Annotated in this window: 21 protein-coding genes; 20 read left to right on the forward strand and 1 reads right to left on the reverse strand. The window is 45.9% G+C overall.

The window, feature by feature from the left end; translation table 11 throughout:
- Positions 1 to 5: 5 nt before the first annotated feature.
- The 8 genes from V8Q34_RS01880 (at position 6) to V8Q34_RS01915 (ending at position 6112) form a co-directional block, all read left to right on the forward strand.
- Positions 6 to 824 carry a replication initiator protein A gene (locus V8Q34_RS01880; protein WP_335834707.1) on the forward strand — a complete coding sequence of 273 codons (819 nt, stop codon included), beginning with the start codon at positions 6 to 8 and terminating at the stop codon, positions 822 to 824.
- A complete protein-coding gene (locus tag V8Q34_RS01885; protein WP_335834708.1) occupies positions 824 to 1618 on the forward strand; it encodes an ATP-binding protein in 795 nt (264 codons plus the stop codon). Before V8Q34_RS01880 ends, V8Q34_RS01885 begins: the two co-directional genes overlap by 1 nt.
- An 82-nt stretch (positions 1619 to 1700) precedes the next feature.
- Positions 1701 to 2192, forward strand: coding sequence for a PcfB family protein (locus tag V8Q34_RS01890; protein ID WP_335834709.1), 492 nt, complete (start codon positions 1701 to 1703; stop codon positions 2190 to 2192).
- A gap of 23 nt (positions 2193 to 2215) precedes the next feature.
- Positions 2216 to 4075, forward strand: coding sequence for a VirD4-like conjugal transfer protein, CD1115 family (locus tag V8Q34_RS01895; protein WP_442893844.1), 1860 nt, complete (start codon positions 2216 to 2218; stop codon positions 4073 to 4075).
- Between the two features lie 121 nt (positions 4076 to 4196).
- A complete protein-coding gene (locus tag V8Q34_RS01900) occupies positions 4197 to 4355 on the forward strand; it encodes a Maff2 family mobile element protein (protein WP_118440657.1) in 159 nt (52 codons plus the stop codon).
- Positions 4356 to 4510: 155 nt separating this feature from the next.
- Positions 4511 to 4783 carry a helix-turn-helix domain-containing protein gene (locus V8Q34_RS01905; protein WP_002593556.1) on the forward strand — a complete coding sequence of 91 codons (273 nt, stop codon included), beginning with the start codon at positions 4511 to 4513 and terminating at the stop codon, positions 4781 to 4783.
- Positions 4743 to 5120, forward strand: coding sequence for a TnpV protein (locus tag V8Q34_RS01910; RefSeq protein WP_005335912.1), 378 nt, complete (start codon positions 4743 to 4745; stop codon positions 5118 to 5120). Before V8Q34_RS01905 ends, V8Q34_RS01910 begins: the two co-directional genes overlap by 41 nt.
- Positions 5121 to 5149: 29 nt before the next feature.
- Positions 5150 to 6112, forward strand: a complete 963-nt coding sequence (locus V8Q34_RS01915; RefSeq protein ID WP_005335911.1) for a DUF3658 domain-containing protein — start codon at positions 5150 to 5152, stop codon at positions 6110 to 6112.
- 61 nt (positions 6113 to 6173) lie between these two features.
- Here V8Q34_RS01915 and V8Q34_RS01920 read toward each other — a convergent pair whose 3' ends face one another.
- Positions 6174 to 6980 (reverse strand): helix-turn-helix domain-containing protein, encoded by an 807-nt coding sequence (locus V8Q34_RS01920; protein WP_008372835.1) that lies wholly within the window; start codon positions 6978 to 6980, stop codon positions 6174 to 6176.
- Positions 6981 to 7462: 482 nt separating this feature from the next.
- On the opposite strand from V8Q34_RS01920, the gene V8Q34_RS01925 reads away from it, so the two are divergent.
- From V8Q34_RS01925 to V8Q34_RS01980, 12 genes are all read left to right on the forward strand, one after another.
- Positions 7463 to 7651, forward strand: coding sequence for a hypothetical protein (locus V8Q34_RS01925; RefSeq protein WP_002304353.1), 189 nt, complete (start codon positions 7463 to 7465; stop codon positions 7649 to 7651).
- Positions 7648 to 7989, forward strand: coding sequence for a DeoR family transcriptional regulator (locus V8Q34_RS01930; RefSeq protein WP_005335900.1), 342 nt, complete (start codon positions 7648 to 7650; stop codon positions 7987 to 7989). The genes V8Q34_RS01925 and V8Q34_RS01930 overlap by 4 nt, the downstream gene beginning before the upstream one ends.
- A complete protein-coding gene (locus tag V8Q34_RS01935) occupies positions 7982 to 8278 on the forward strand; it encodes a DUF3847 domain-containing protein (RefSeq protein WP_005335898.1) in 297 nt (98 codons plus the stop codon). Before V8Q34_RS01930 ends, V8Q34_RS01935 begins: the two co-directional genes overlap by 8 nt.
- Before the next feature lie 317 nt (positions 8279 to 8595).
- Positions 8596 to 8793 (forward strand): helix-turn-helix transcriptional regulator, encoded by a 198-nt coding sequence (locus tag V8Q34_RS01940; protein WP_002595107.1) that lies wholly within the window; start codon positions 8596 to 8598, stop codon positions 8791 to 8793.
- Positions 8794 to 8795: 2 nt separating this feature from the next.
- Positions 8796 to 9212 (forward strand): hypothetical protein, encoded by a 417-nt coding sequence (locus V8Q34_RS01945; RefSeq protein WP_002595106.1) that lies wholly within the window; start codon positions 8796 to 8798, stop codon positions 9210 to 9212.
- Positions 9213 to 9315: 103 nt separating this feature from the next.
- A complete protein-coding gene (mobQ, locus tag V8Q34_RS01950) occupies positions 9316 to 10890 on the forward strand; it encodes a MobQ family relaxase (RefSeq protein ID WP_002595105.1) in 1575 nt (524 codons plus the stop codon).
- Positions 10891 to 10956: 66 nt separating this feature from the next.
- Complete coding sequence (locus V8Q34_RS01955) at positions 10957 to 11601, forward strand: CHC2 zinc finger domain-containing protein (RefSeq protein WP_002595104.1); 645 nt, start codon at positions 10957 to 10959, stop codon at positions 11599 to 11601.
- A complete protein-coding gene (locus V8Q34_RS01960; RefSeq protein ID WP_117831474.1) occupies positions 11570 to 12907 on the forward strand; it encodes a virulence-associated E family protein in 1338 nt (445 codons plus the stop codon). The genes V8Q34_RS01955 and V8Q34_RS01960 overlap by 32 nt, the downstream gene beginning before the upstream one ends.
- Before the next feature lie 241 nt (positions 12908 to 13148).
- Positions 13149 to 13346: a hypothetical protein gene (locus V8Q34_RS01965; RefSeq protein ID WP_002595102.1), complete on the forward strand. Its 198-nt coding sequence runs from the start codon at positions 13149 to 13151 to the stop codon at positions 13344 to 13346.
- On the forward strand, positions 13347 to 15017 hold the full coding sequence (locus V8Q34_RS01970; RefSeq protein ID WP_005335872.1) for a recombinase family protein: 1671 nt from the start codon (positions 13347 to 13349) through the stop codon (positions 15015 to 15017).
- 122 nt (positions 15018 to 15139) lie between these two features.
- Positions 15140 to 15190, forward strand: coding sequence for a hypothetical protein (locus V8Q34_RS27480; RefSeq protein WP_235853306.1), 51 nt, complete (start codon positions 15140 to 15142; stop codon positions 15188 to 15190).
- A gap of 12 nt (positions 15191 to 15202) precedes the next feature.
- Positions 15203 to 16072, forward strand: a complete 870-nt coding sequence (locus V8Q34_RS01980) for a VirB6/TrbL-like conjugal transfer protein, CD1112 family (protein ID WP_055057307.1) — start codon at positions 15203 to 15205, stop codon at positions 16070 to 16072.
- Positions 16073 to 16076: the final 4 nt, after the last annotated feature.

A 16076-nucleotide genomic window follows, 5' to 3' on the forward strand; every position in this document is an offset into this window, starting at 1 on the left:
AAGCTATGGCAGATTTTGAATATTTCAGAGCAGAAGAATCTGACCAGTTTTCTTTTTTTCGGATACCAAAAGCTCTGTTCACAGAAAAAGAGTTTGCAAGCCTGTCCACAGACGCAAAGCTCCTTTACGGAATTCTGCTTGATCGAATCAGCCTATCCAAGAAAAATGGATGGATTGATAGTGATGGTTATGTCTATATCATTTACACGATCGCAGAATTGCAGGAACTATTGCGAATGTCGCATACGACAGTGACAAAGCTTCTTTATGAGCTTGACAGTGTGCATGGGATTGGATTGATTGAACGGTATCGGCAGGGGAATAATCGTCCCTCTGTCATATACGTGAAAAATTTTGTGAAACGGATTAGAGGAAAGCCCGTAAGATACTTTGCTTCTGGAACGCCAGAAACTGGAAATCCGGACTGCAAGGAATTGGAAATCCGGATTGCAAGAAACTGGAAGTCCGGAACGCAAAAAAATAGAAGTCCGGACTGCAAGAATCTGGATGGAAGTAATACTAAGATAAATAAGACTGAAAAGAATCATACTGATAAGAGTAAGGGCAATACTCCCGCTTTGGAAGAAAAATTCAGTCTAAATGGGAGATTTAAAAATGTTGTTCTGTCGGAAGCAGAACTGCAGGAGTTGATGACGCTATTTCCATGGGATTACCAGAAACGGATAGATCATCTTTCTGTTTATATGAAATCCAGTGGAAAAGAGTATCAGAATCATTTTGCAACAATCTGTCTTTGGGCAGAAAGGGATGGAACCAGGGAAGGAATGGACAAATATGAATTTCAGGAAGGAGAAAGCCTGTGATGGAAAATAAAGTAACAGCAGATTATGTGGACGAAGATGGATGTCTTCATTGTGGTATCTGTGGGAAAAGAAAACAGATGAAAGTCAGTCTGATGGGATTTGAGCATGTAGTGTCCTGTTTGTGCGAATGCGAGGTGAAAGCCAGACAAGAACTTGATGAAAAGATGCAGCGGGAAGAAGCACAGCGATTGCTTTATCAGAGAAAATCCGTCGGACTTCGGGAAAGAAGATTCTGGGAATGGAAATTTGAAAATGACAATGGAAGCAACCAGAAGATACTAATTGCCAGGCAGTATGTAGAAAACTGGACAGATATGAAGAGAAAAAATGTAGGATTGCTTTTGATGGGACCAGTTGGAACCGGGAAAAGTTTCTTTGCAGGCTGTATTGCAAATGCACTTTTGGAACAGGGAGAACGTGTCATGATGACGAATTTTTCCAGGATCTTAAACGAAATGACCAGCTATCAGGCAGATAAGAATCAGATTATACAAAATCTTGTGGATTATCCGCTGCTGATTATTGATGATTTAGGAATAGAACGAAATTCCGAGTTTGCTTTGGAGCAGGTCTATAATGTGATAGACAGCCGCTATTGTAAAATGCTTCCGCTGATCGTAACAACGAATCTGGGACTGAATGAAATGAAATCCACAGATTTGGATACTGCCCATCAGCGTATTTACAGTAGAATACTTGAAATGTGTGTTCCCATCTATTGTGGTGGAGAAGATAAGAGAAAAGAAGAAGGGACAGAAAAACTCGTACAGGTGCAGAACCTGATTACCGGTTAATCTGTCTTTTTTCATTAAAGGGGGTGATTGCCATGATTACAGATCTGGACAGCAGTTGAATCGCTGAAAGGAGGGAAAAGGCATGCAGGAAGAGGTAACTCAGAAAACGGTCACGTTCTGTATTCGGGCTACTAAGATTACGGCAGACCTGTTGAAAAAGGTTCTTGTTGCGTATCTGCGTCATCAGAAGCAGAAATCAGTAGAGAAGAAAGCACAGAAAAATCAGCCGAAACAGGGAAAGATCACGGTAAAAGAGCTGGCAAAACAGAATGCCGGGATGGTCAATATCGAGATCACAAATAAGAATATCAAGTCCTTTGAACGGTATGCCAGAAAATACGGGATCAATTATGCTCTGAAAAAAGACAAGAGCAAAGAGCCTCCGGTTTATCTGGTATTCTTCAAGGGACGTGATCAGGATGCCCTCAATGCTGCTTTCCGTGAGTTTTCCCAGAAACAGATTCAAAAAGCGAATAAACCTTCCATTCATAAGCGTCTTGCAGCTTACCGGGCAATGATGCCAAAGAAGACGAAGGACAAAGTAAAGAACCGGCATCAGGAGCAGAGTCGATGAAAAAGAAAAGCGGCAAAACTCTGATGCAGAAGTGGAAGAATAAAATCGGGGGTAAGCTGTCCGCCCTGGATAAAAAGGAACTGGTTCTTACAAATATTCCTTATGCTCTGGCTGCTTTCTATGCAGACCGGGCATTTTTTCTTTACCGGAACAGTCCGGGAGAAGATATGGGGAACAAACTATTATATGCAATGGAACACGCAGACCGGATTTTTGCTGGTTTTGTGTTAAGCAATAACTGGAAAGATCTGCTAGCAGGTATTGTTGTTGCAGTCGTTCTGAAAGTGTTGGTCTGGCAGAAACAGGCAGACGCAAAGAAATTACGGAAAGGCATCGAGTATGGTTCAGCCAGATGGGGAACCGCAGAGGATATCAAGCCTTATATGTCGGAAGATCCCTGGATGAATATTCCATTGACAGCAACAGAAGCATTGACTATGGAAAGTAGACCTAAACAGCCAAAGTATGCAAGAAATAAAAATATAGTGGTCATTGGCGGCAGTGGTTCCGGAAAAACTCGATTTTTCGTTAAGCCGTCAGTCATGCAGATGAACTGTTCCATGGTCATTACAGATCCGAAAGGCACTCTGATTGAGGAGTGCGGGAAGATGTTAGCAAAGGGTCCACCTAAGAAAGATAAGAATGGAAATATTATGAAAGATAGATCTGGAAAAGTAGTTCATGAGCCATATGTGATTAAGGTTCTGAATACTATCAATTTTTCCAAATCGCTTCATTACAATCCATTTGCTTATATACGGTCTGAAAAAGATATCCTGAAGCTGGTGACAACAATCATTGTTAATACCAAAGGCGAAGGGGAAAAAGCTTCCGAAGATTTTTGGGTGAAAGCAGAGAAGCTGTTGTACACGGCATTGATTGCTTTTATCTGGTATGAAGGAGATGAAGAGGAAAAGAATCTGAATACCCTTCTTGATCTTTTGAATGAAAGCGAAACCCGTGAAGAGGATGAAACTTACCAGAATCCTGTGGATATGATGTTCCAGGAACTGGAAGAAAGAGATTCGCAGCATTTTGCGGTCAGACAGTATAAAAAATACAAAATGGCGGCTGGCAAAACTGCCAAAAGTATTCTTATTTCCTGTGGTGCGAGGCTGGCACCATTTGATATCGCAGAACTTCGTGAGATCATGTCTTATGATGAAATGGAACTGGATAAGATCGGGGACAGGAAGACAGCCTTGTTTTTGATTATGTCCGATACAGATACAACCTTTAATTTTGTGATTGCCATGTTACAGTCACAGCTTTTCAATCTGCTTTGCGACAAGGCAGATGATGTATATGGTGGAAGACTGCCAGTTCATGTGCGTGTCATCGCTGATGAGTTTGCCAACATCGGGCAGATTCCACAGTTTGACAAGCTGATCGCAACCATCCGAAGCAGGGAAATCTCTGCTTCTATTATTTTACAGTCACAGAGTCAGCTAAAGGCAATGTATAAGGATAGTGCAGATACCATTCTGGGTAACTGTGATACGACACTATTTCTTGGAGGAAAAGAGAAAACTACCTTAAAGGAAATGAGTGAGCTTCTGGGTAAGGAAACCATTGACCTGTATAACACTTCGGAAACGAGGAGTAATCAGAAGTCCTTTGGATTGAATTACCAGAAAACAGGCAAACAGCTGATGACAGAAGATGAGATTGCAGTCATGGATGGAGGAAAATGTATCCTTCAGATTCGTGGTGCCAGACCATTTTTCTCAGACAAATATGATATCACGAAACACAAAAATTATCGGTTTCTTGCAGATGAAAATGAGAAAAACCGATACAAAGTAGAGAAAGAGTTAAATCCGCAGTACACACCGAAACCCGAAGAAGAAGTGGAGGTAATTCAGGTGGAGCTGTCGGAATAACCATGGGAATGAACGAAAAATAATGAGGAAAGGAATAACTGACATTAGGTGCGCCGGCTTTTTAGTCGGTGTTTTTTCATTCCCGTAAACACCTGAAAGAAGTCAGTTTTGGTGAATGTATATGGCATTTTTTAGCAGTGCAATTACAACTTTAAAAACTCTTGTAGTCGCAATCGGCGCAGGTCTTGGCGTGTGGGGTGTCGTAAACCTTCTGGAAGGATATGGAAATGACAATCCCGGTGCTAAGAGCCAGGGCATCAAACAGTTCATGGCTAATTAAAGGGAACAAAAAGAAAGGGAATGCACAATCCAGACGGTATCAGCGGCAGGCTACAAGAATAAATTGTGATTTCACAAGATTGGTGTTATAATAAGAGAAAAGTTCCTGCCGGGGCAACCGCCCCGGTGGTATGGATAGAAAGGCAGGAAAACAATATGCACATCAGCTATAAACCACTCTGGCACACACTGTTAGAGCGTGATATGAGAAAAGAGGATTTAAGGCTTGCTGCTGGTATGACAACAAATATGATTGCCAACATGAGCAAAGAGGGAAAGCACATCAGCATGGATACATTAGCCCGTATCTGTGAAACTCTGAATTGTGAGATTACTGATGTGATTGAGTTAGTACCAGACGAGCCTGCTTCCACAGGAGGTAAGGAACATGAGCGAATTGAAACCAAGAATAACGGAAAACGGAATTGATTATATCCTTGTCGGAGATTACTACATTCCAGGCTTGAAACTGCCGGAGGAACACCGCCCTATCGGAAAGTACGGACGAATGCACCGGGAATATTTAAGAGAAGTCCACCCAGCCAGATTGAATACATTGATACTGACCGGAGAATTGTTGACATATCTTGCAGACCTGAATGAACAGGCACAAAAACGGTTAGACACTATCATGGAGCAGATGAAAGCTACCGAGGGCGTGACAGAGGAATTGAAGTGTACCCGACAAATGGAATGGGTGCAGCGTTGCAATAACATTCACAACAGGGCAGAAGAAATTGTTTTGTATGAGATGATTTATTCATAACGGGAGCAATTAAATCGGAGGTATATAAGATGATTGAAATTGTATTTGGTGAAAGTGCCTGTGGAAGTTTGAAAATTGCCCAAACTTACGGCAAGGGAAAGTATAGAGGAAGTGCTGTTTCAATATTTATGAGGCACGAAGACGGGAGTGTTCCATCTTCAGATGAAATGAAAAAGGCACAGCTTCAAGCACAGGAACAAGAACGCATTGCTTGGGAGAATGCTATTCCATTGGGAGGCAAGAGCAGTGATGTTTATTGTTTTGATATGGCTCTTAGTGTGGGAGATATTTCTGATAATGGAATTGGCGAACAGCGGAAAAATATTTTCAAGAAAATGCTGTCTGTCTGCTTTGTAGAGGATTTAGATTATCAGGTTGAAGAAAAAATACAGAAAATTAAAACTACATTGACCTCAGTGATTGAACGATATGTAGCTGGGGAAGAAATTCGCATTTGGTATAGCTATAATCCAGATGAGCTTTGTGGTATGTATTGGCTTATGAAACAACTTCAACCATTAAACTGCCAGACAACAATTTATTTGGTTAAGTTACCTACATGGGAATATGGAAAAGAAAATACTATGACATCCAAAATAGCATGGGGCGAGGTCTCTCCTGGCGAATGGGGAAACTATATAACTCTACAAGAGAAAGCTAATCCTGTATTTCTTTCAGCTTGTACTATGAAATGGAATCAACTTCAAAATGAAAATGCACCTTTGCGTGCAATGTTAAATGGTAAATTGCAAAGCGTTTCAGAAGATATATATGATAGTTTCATTCTTCGTGAAATTGCGGAACAGCCAGAGCAATTCAAAATGGCTATTGTCATAGGTAATGTTTTAGGAAAATATCAACTTGGAATTAGTGATGTATGGATTTCCAATCGCATTGATAAAATGCTTGAAGATGGTGTGTTGGAAATTATACAGGACGCACCAAAGGGAGAAACAAATTATCGCCGAATATTAAGAAAACGAATGAAATAATAACCACAGCACAAACCGCTGCTACATGGAATCCAACAAACCATGCAACAGCGGTTTTCCTTTACCGTTTTTTCCTCTGGCTGATAGGTGTTCCCATTTTCTTTGATTTTTTGAGAATACGAATGAACCAGCGAAATTCTTCTTCTGACAGGTTTTTATAGTTGATACCAAGCTGCTTGCAGTAAAGGATAACCAGTTTTTCATCTCGACTGCCCTTGAAATTTTCGACCGCTTCCAGATTTTCTTTCAGTTCATCGGCAACGGTAGTTTGGGGCGCACTCTCGCTGTCCTTTTTGTGGAATTCCCGAATATCCCGGATAATCAGGTTGAGGTCATCCAGAACCATGTGACTGAAATACTCATCATCACTGATATGTGCGGCTTGCAGCACCTTCAAATGCGGGTCATCTTCGCCGGGGCGATACCGTTCAATAATTTCATGCCGGACGGTATCAACAAGGGAGTTGAGATTTTGGATTTGCATGGTGGCAATCCCGTCCACATAAATCTCAATGTCCGCAAGAAACTTGATAAAGTCCTTATGGGTGGCAAGTTCGCAGAGCAGACGGTTGTTAATCCGACCGCTTTTCAGCAGTGCCACCATCTCATCGTTCAAATGCAGCTCCGTCAGTGGCGTGTTGATCTGCTCCCTGTTCTCTGTCCGGCACAGCAGATAATCGACGGAAACCCCATAGAAGTCTGCCAGCGTGATAAGGTTGCCATGATTGATTTCCTTATAATCCTCTTTTTCATAACTGCCAAGGGCTGATTTAGAAATGCCCGTCAGCTTTGATAGTTCTTCCAGATTTAAGCCTTTGTCTTTGCGGAGTTCCCAAAGGCGTTCCTGTATGCTTGTTGCAACTTTCATGGGCGCACGCTCCTTTCCGGTGGTTTTATTTCTGCCGTTTAACTGGATTATATCACACTTTCCGCAATCGTGGAAATTTCTGATTTTCCCCCTGATTCCTACTTTGTGGATATACGGCACAGGGCACAAAAATGTTCTATGATACAGGTAGTTCATCGATGGATTATTCCAATCGAATGACCAGCCTGTGTGGGATATGCTTCCCCGGCGATGTAGCGCCATGACTTTTGGCAGGGATATGGAGGAACCCTGACCGAAACGAGCGTACCAAAGGGAGCGATACGCCGCTGTGAGATTCAGGGGAGGAACGACACCGGGGAGAACTGGCGAACTGACACCGAAATGATACCGAAACACGACAATTTGATAGGGAGATAGTCTACCCTATCGCTGAGACTTCGGGAGATTTTAAGCGGCTCTATGGCTGTAATTTTGCCGAAAATCGCCCCGAAACCATACACGAAAACGGGAGGAAACGTAACATGCCGAGAATGAGCAAAAAGCGGAAGCATGAGCTTTCCTTTTACCTCAATGACCGGGGGCGTGTCACTTACAACGAATTATGCCGGAAATGCCAGCATGGGTGCAAGCAGAGCTTCCGGGCGGTTGTGATTGACTGCCCCCGTTATTTATCCAAACGAGCAAAGAAAAAGGAGGAACACACCGAATGAATTTTGAATTTATGACGATAGACACACCATTGCCGCCCTGTATGCCATTTCCCAGAGCGTTGACAGGATTTCCAGTCAGCAGCACCGCAAAGGTCATGTACTGCCGGATGTTGGACGCTATGCTTTTCAGAGGGCAGGCGGACGAGAACGGGATTCTTTTTGTCTGCTTCCCTATCACAGCCATTGCCGCAGTCCTGTCCCGCAGCCTCATGACGGTCAAGCGTTCTTTGAATGAACTGGAAACCGCCGGACTTATCATGCGGGTGCGTCAGGGCGTGGGAGAACCGAACAGGATTTATGTGCTGATACCGGGAAAGGAGGGCGCTACCCTTGCCTGATACCTCAAAGCTGGGAAAGCTCAACCGGGAGTTGGAGAAAAGCGAAAAGAAACTGCGGAAAGCCATCAATGATGAAAAGGCATTGCAGCACCAGTTGAAGCAGCTTACCCGAAAGGAACGGACGCACCGGCTCTGTACTCGTGGCGGTATGCTGGAAAGTTTTCTGCAAGAGCCGGAACGCCTGACGGACGATGATGTCATGCTGTTGCTGAAACTCATTTTTCACAGGCAGGACACGCAAGATATATTGAAAAAACTGCTGGAACGGGAGAAGCCGGAAACCCCTTAGTTTACTAAGGGCGCAATTATACACCACCCAGAGGTTGGTGCATTGCGTTCTCCGAAGGCTCCTTGCAGGAGGGCTGTGATTTTCCGCAGCCACGGTCTGCTCCAAATCAAACAGGGGACGCTACACTTCCCCTGCGCTGGCTGCCGCCAGCTACCCTTTTGTGGACTTGCCATCTGGGGACACCTTGCGTTGCAAGCTGTTCCCAGCCGATAAGTTTCATAAAATATAATGCAAATGGAAAGCTAACTTGACATAAAAGAACTATGTGATATAATGGAAGAATGGAAAGTTAACTTTCCATAAGAGAGGAGGATGACATGAAAAATCGCCTGGAAGAATTACGAAAGCAACGAGGCATAAAGCAAGAAGATTTAGCAAATGCATTGGAAGTATCACGACAGACCATCGGCTCTTTGGAAAACGGACGCTATAACCCATCTATTCAGTTGGCATTTAAGATTGCCAGATATTTCAACATGAGTATTGAAGAAATTTTTATTTACGAGGAGGATTGATTATGAAAAAAAGGTTGTTGATTTTAATGACAGTTACAGGAATGATTATTCTACTGGGAGGATTGCTAACATACGGTTTGGGAGTACATGAAATAATACCTGTGCCACGTCCCGACTTAATAGTAGTAGGTACATCTCTCATTGGAATTTTGCTGATTGTATCTGGTGTGTGCGACTTGTTCGTTAAGAAAACCAAAGAAATGGAAATAGAGGAAAATGACGAGAGAAATATTTCGCTTAGTAATGCTGCTATGGCAAGTGGCTTCAAGGTAATGAATGTTACGATTGCTGTTTCTATTTTTGCTTTGATTTTCACCGGATATATGACAGTAGTCCCATGTTTCACTATTATTGGGGCTTATGCTATTGGACAAATTGTATTTATTGTGCGACTTTGGTACTTGCACAAAACTATGTAAATGTATTACTAAATACCCGCCGCCCCCAGCGGCACAACAAGCAGGAAATCTGAAAAGGTATCCTGCTTTTTCTATGTCCAAAAACGGAAAGGAGGAACACAAAATGCCCTGTCCACACAACGAAATCTCTATTGTGCAGCGCAGCCACCGCCAGTCTGCGGTTGCCGCCGCTGCTTACCAGAGCGGCGAAAAGCTGTTCTGTGAATATGACCAGGAAGTAAAACACTACCCGGAAAAGCGTGGTATCGTCCACAATGAAATCCTGCTCCCGGCAAACGCTCCCCTGGAGTACACAGACCGCAACACCCTCTGGAACGCTGCCGAAGCTGTTGAGAAGCAATGGAACTCCCAGCTTGCAAGGCGGTGGGTGCTTTCCATTCCCAGAGAGATACCGCCCGACCAGTACGCCGCCCTTGTACGGGATTTCTGCCGCCAGCAGTTTGTTTCCAAAGGAATGTGCGTGGATTTTGCCATCCATGACAAAGGGGACGGAAACCCACACGCCCATGTCATGCTGACCATGCGGGCAATGGATGAGCGTGGGAAATGGCTTCCCAAGAGCCGCAAGGTCTATGAACTTGATAAGAACGGGGAACGAATCAAGCTCCCGTCCGGCAGGTGGAAAAGCCACAAGGAAGATACGGTTGACTGGAACGACCGCAAATATGGCGAAATCTGGCGGCATGAATGGGAGGTCATCCAAAACCGCTATCTGGAAGCCAACAACCGCCCGGAACGAGTAGATCTCCGTTCTTACGAAAGACAGGGGCTTGATATTATCCCTACCGTCCATGAAGGGGCTGCTGTCCGGCAGATGGAAAAGCGTGGGATTCAGACGAACATCGGCAACCTGAACCGAGAAATCAAAGCCGCCAATAGTTTGATGAAGTCCATCCGGCAGCTTATTAAAAATCTCAAAGGCTGGATTGCGGAGCTTAGCGAAAAGCGGAATGAACTGCTTGCCCAAAAAGCTGCGGAGGAAGCGGTCTTTCTTCCCAATCTGCTGATGAAGTATATGGAGATACGAAAGGCAGAACGGAGCAGCTGGACACGGGCGGGACAAAGCCGGGGGACTTCCAAAGACTTAAAGGCAGTCAGCGAAGCCCTGTCCTATCTCCAGAGAAAGGGACTTTCCACCGTGGAGGATTTGGAAAACTTTATAGAAACGTCCGGGAAATCTGCCGCCGACTACCGAAAGCAGATGAAGCCAAAGGAAACCCGCAGCAACGTGATTGACGCTATCCTTGCCGCCCGGACGGACTGTAAGGAATGTAAGCCCGTTTATGAGAAATACCAGAAGATATTTTTCAAGAAAACTAAGGAAAAATTCAAGCTGGAACACCCGGAGGTTGCCCGGTTTGAGAAAGCCAGTGCCTACCTTGCCAAGCACCCGGACGATAAGGACAGCACGAAAAAGGAGCTTTTGCAGGAACAGGCGAAGCTTGTGGACGAAATCGCAGACTTGAAAGTACCGTTGACCGAGGTGCAGGAAGATTTGAAGAAGCTGTGGGACATCCGCTACTGGGTACGGAAAGCCACACCCGGCACAGAGGAAAGCAAAGAGCCGCCCAAGAAGCAGCCCCTCAAAGAAGTCTTGCAGGATAAGGCTGACGAGAAGAGAGCACAGAAAAACGCCCCGGCGCAGACGAAACACAAACAACAGGATATGGAACTTTAACAGGCACTTGCCATTTTCAGATTGAGAATGATAAGTGCCTTTTCTTTTTTACAAGGAGGAATTGATTTGAATGTATTTGAAGCTGTGAAGCAGTCCGTTACGACAAGACAGGCTGCGGAGCATTACGGAATCCGGGTAAACAGAAACGGGATGGCTTGCTGCCCGTTCCACAACGATAAGACCCCCAGCATGAAGCTGGACAAGCGTTTCCACTGCTTCGGATGTGGTGCAGATGGGGATGTGATTGATTTTGTAGCTGCCCTGTACGGGCTGGGGAAAAAGGAAGCCGCCGCACAGTTGGCGAGTGACTTCGGGCTTGCCTATGAGGACTGGAAGCCACCGGGCAGGGCAAGGAAGCCCAAGCCCCGGCAGAAATCCCCGGAAGAACAGTTCCGGGAAGCAAAGGCACATTGCTTCCGTGTCCTTGCCGATTATCTACACCTCTTACGGGTATGGAAAACCGACTATGCCCCGCACTCCCCGGAGGAAGCGTTTCATCCCCGGTTCGTGGAAGCCTTGCAGAAGCAAGCCCATGTGGAATATCTGCTGGATGTGCTGCTGTTTGGGGATACGGAGGAAATCGCTTCACTGATTACGGAACATGGAAAGGATGTGATACAGCTTGAACAGCGAATGGCAGAGCTTGCCGCCGCAGACGCAGCAAGAACTAAAAAACACCATGAACGCCATGCAGCCGCCCCAGAGCGTTGAGGAAGTAAAGGCAACTCTGGAAACCACCGAGAAAGGCGGTGTCCGCCAGAGCATACGGAACTGCCTGACCGTATTCCAGCGTGACCCGGTGCTTGCCGGGGCAATCGCCTATAACATCCTGACCGACCGAAAGGACATCATAAAGCCCATCGGTTTTCACAGAGAAAGCACAGCCCTGACCGATACAGACATGAAGTATCTGCTTCTCTATCTGGAGGAAACCTACGGGCTGACCAGTGAGAAAAAGATTGAAACCGCCATCGGGATTGTGGCGAATGAGAATAAGTACCACCCCATCCGGGATTTTCTGAACAGCCTTGCATGGGACGGGACGGAGCGCATCCGCTTCTGTCTGCGGCACTTTCTGGGGGCGGATGTGGACGATTACACCTATGAAGCCCTAAAGCTGTTTCTTTTGGGGGCGATTACAAGGGCATTTAAGCCCGGAAGCAAGTTTGAAATCATGCTGTGTCTGGTAGGCGGTCAGGGGGCTGGCAAGTCCACCTTCTTCCGTCTGCTGGCAGTCCGGGACGAGTGGTTTTCCGATGATTTGCGGAAGCTGGACGATGATAACGTGTACCGCAAGCTGCAAGGTCACTGGATAATTGAAATGTCGGAAATGATGGCAACCGCCAATGCCAAGAGCATTGAGGAAATCAAGTCTTTTCTAAGCCGACAGAAAGAGGTTTATAAGATACCCTATGAAACCCACCCGGCAGACCGTCCCCGTCAGTGCGTGTTCGGCGGTACTTCCAACGCCCTTGACTTTCTCCCCCTTGACCGTTCCGGCAACCGCCGATTTATCCCGGTCATGGTGTACCCGGAGCAAGCCGAGGTTCACATTTTGGAGGACGAAGCCGCTTCCAGAGCCTATATCAGCCAGATGTGGGCGGAAGCAATGGAGATTTACCGAAGCGGCAGGTACAAGCTGTCATTCAGCCCAGCCATGCAGCGGTATCTCAAAGAACACCAGCGGGATTTTATGCCGGAGGACACCAAAGCCGGGATGATACAGGCTTACCTTGATAAGTACACCGGGGAAACGATCTGTTCCAAGCAGCTCTACAAGGAAGCCTTAAATCACACCTTTGACGAGCCGAAGCAATGGGAAATCCGGGAAATCAACGAGATAATGAACCAGTGCATTACCGGGTGGAACTACTTTTCCAATCCAAGAATGTTTGCGGAATATGGCAGACAAAAGGGCTGGGAGCGTGAAATCCCGGCAACGGACACCGACAACCCGCCCGAAAAATCTATGGACGGTTTTGTGGAGGTCACGGAGCAGATGGAGCTTCCATTCTGAAAATGACAGCCCGTTGCCGACTTCGTTGCTATCCCGTTGCCGAGCCGGTTGCCGGGGAAAAACCCATAACTGCGGGCTTTTCTCCCCTATGACAACCAAAACAACAGAAAAATAAAAGAAAAGTATAAATAGTAACCACCGCCAGATTGAGATTGTTTGCAAGGTCTTTTGAAGCCCGTTGCCGGACTTCGTTGCCGACACCCTCTGTCTGGCTATTTTCATGTATGGAGGATAACTGCCTATGGCAAAAAACAAAACAGAGATTCATGTGACCACTGTATTTGACGGGGAGCTGGACGCCACCGATGTGTTCGTCAGCCTGATTTCCCAGAAATACGGCAAGACAAATACAAAAGAATATCTTGCTAAAAAGAAAGAATTGAAGTATAATGAAGATGAGGTTCAAAAGAGCCGGATACCGTCTGGATTGTGTGGGTAAATGGCTATGATGAACGAAATGGAATACAGAACAATCGGTTCGGCACTTGCCGGGGGCTATCGTGCAGCGGTCTATTGCAGACTGTCAAAGGACGATGACCTGCAAGGCGAAAGTGCCAGTATCGCAAACCAGCGTGATATGCTGGAAAAATACTGCGAAAAGCAGGGATGGGAGGTTGTGGCAGTCTATCAGGACGATGGCTTCACAGGTCTTAATATGGAGCGTCCTGATTTACAGAGAATGTTGAGATCCATTGAGCGCAGGCAAATCAACCTTGTTATCACGAAAGACCTCAGCCGACTGGGGCGTAACTATCTGCAAACCGGGCATTTGATTGAGGACTTTTTCCCAAGAAACGGGGTGCGCTATATCGCCATGAATGACGGTATCGACACCTTACGGGATAACAACGACATTGCCCCGTTCAAGAATATCCTGAACGAGATGTACAGCAAGGATATTTCCAAGAAAGTCCATTCCTCTTATCTTCTGAAAGCGCAGAAAGGACAGTTTACCGGGTGTCTTGCCCCGTTTGGGTATCGGAAAGACCCGGAGGACAAAAACCATCTGCTCATTGACGAGGAAACCGCCCCGATTGTGCGGCTGATTTTCGGATATGCCCTAAACGGTCATGGTCCGAACTATATCCGCAGACGGCTGGAGGAAGAAAAAATCCCCTGCCCCACATGGTGGAACCGGGAACGGGGGCTTCGCAATACCCGCACCAAATGGGAAAAGAAAGACCCGGAAAACGGGCGGTATATGTGGGACTTCTCCGTTATCAAAGACCTTTTGATGAATCCCGTCTACACCGGGGCGATTGCTTCCCAGAAAAAAGACTACCGCTTCAAAATCGGCACGATTGGGGAAAAGAAACCGGAGGACTGGGTTGTGGTTGAGGGACAGCACGAACCGCTGATTGACCGCATGAGCTTTGATATTGTGCAGAACAAGCTGAAATCCCGCCAGCGTCCGGGGCAGACCAATGAAATCAGCCTGTTTGCCGGACTGATAAAATGCGGCGAGTGTGGGAAGTCGCTGACGATACGCTACACAAACGCAAAACATCCCCAGCGGATTTACTCCTGCAAGACCTACAATGCCTTTGGAAAGAACCACTGCACCCAGCACCGGATTGATTATGACACCCTTTACAGTCATGTGCTGCGGAAAATCCGGGAATGTGCCAGAGCTGCCCTGATGGACGGAGAAGCGGTTGCCGACCGCCTGACCAATACCTGTGAAGCCGAGCAGCGGGAACAGCGGGAAGCAATGGAACGCTCCCTTACAAGGGACGAGGAACGGATTGAGGTTCTGGACAAAATGGTAATGCGGCTTTATGAGGATATGATTGCAGGGCGTATCAGTGAGCAGAACTTCAACACCATGCTGGAAAAGACGCAGACCGAGCAGACGGAGCTTAAAACAAAAGTGTCCGAGGGCAGAAAGCGGCTGTCCGATGAAGTCCAGCTTGCCAATGATGCAAAACAATGGGTGGAAGCCATTCAGGAATACGCCAACATCACAGAGCTGGATGCAGCCACCCTTAACCGCTTAATCAAAGAAATCGTCGTGCATGAGCGCATTGACGAAGATAAAACAAGACACATTTCTATCGAAATTCATTTTAATCTCAAACCCATCCCGGAGGTGGAACAGGTCACTGCCTGACCTGTCCCGCCTGGATGGTTCTCTTAAAAACACCATATAGATTTTTGTACGCCGCCGCCCGCCATCGAGCAGAATTTTACACCTAATTGGGGATAAAACAGCTGATGGCTGGTGCCGGAATCATGCTGCTGGGAACTACCCTGATTCCACAGCTGGCAACATTGTTCTCTTAAGAGGAGTGGTAGATGAACACCATCATTGAGAGAATTACGGAAGCGATAAAGGATATCCTGATCGGACTTATCAAGTCATGTTTGGATAACATGTTCACGTCTGTCAATGAGCAGGTGGGAACCATAGCCGGGCAGGTGGGACAGACACCGCAGGGGTGGAATGCAGGGATTTTTAATCTGATTCAGAATATATCCCAAACGGTGATCGTCCCCATTGCGGGACTGATCATCACCTTTGTCCTGTGCTATGAATTGATCACGATGGTAACACAAAAAAACAATTTCCATGAATTTGAGACTTATAACATTTTCCTCTGGATCTTCAAAGCGTATGTAGCCATTTATCTGGTGACAAATACGTTCAATATCACGATGGCGGTCTTTGACGTTGGCCAACATGTGGTCAATAATGCCGCCGGGGTGATATCAGGAAACACTGCGGTGGATGCAACAGAAGCAATTACACGAATTGTGGATGCCCTGGAGGATATGGAGTTAGGGGATTTGTTCCTGCTATCCATGGAAACGCTGCTGATCAGTATTACCATGCGGATTCTGTCAATCATCATAACCGTTATTTTGTACGGAAGAATGATAGAAATTTACCTTTATACTTCCATAGCACCAATTCCGTTTGCCACCATGACCAATAAGGAATGGGGCAATATCGGAAACAACTATTTAAAAGGCTTGTTCGCACTGGCATTTCAGGGATTCTTCATGATGGTCTGTGTGGGAATTTATGCAGTTTTAGTAAATGCAATGACCATATCCAGTGACCTTCATGCAGCAATGTTTTCAGTAGCGGCTTATACCGTGATTCTTGCATTTTCATTATTCAAGACCGGAAGCCTTAGCAAATCGATATTCAATGCCCACTAACGGG

Source organism: Blautia sp. JLR.GB0024 (genome assembly GCF_037000545.1).
GTDB lineage: Bacteria > Bacillota > Clostridia > Lachnospirales > Lachnospiraceae > Blautia > Blautia celeris.